Genomic DNA, 234 nt, shown 5'->3' on the forward strand with positions numbered 1-234 from the left:
TTTTAACAAGGCAGCGCCGTTTCACTCCCACCCTGAATGTGATCTGCGCCTTGTTCGCCGCCCTTTACGGCATCAGCGACGAAATCCACCAGTCGTTCTATCCGTACCGCTCTGCATCATTATTTGACATCGTAAAGGACTTTATTGGCATCGCTGTCAGTTTTTATTTCATCCGCACGGCGCTGTTTGGTGGGAAGTTCGTACGGCTAAAGAAGGCGCTCGGCCGGCTGAGAG

The 234-nt window shown here is 52.1% G+C and carries 1 protein-coding gene; it reads left to right on the top strand.

Annotated features, from left to right (window positions below):
* Window positions 1–234 (top strand): VanZ family protein (locus RYX56_RS25370; protein WP_317124516.1); only part of this gene is annotated, 234 nt, incomplete at both ends.

This window comes from Alkalihalophilus lindianensis, assembly GCF_032843265.1.
GTDB classification, from domain to species: domain Bacteria; phylum Bacillota; class Bacilli; order Bacillales; family Bacillaceae_D; genus Alkalihalophilus; species Alkalihalophilus lindianensis.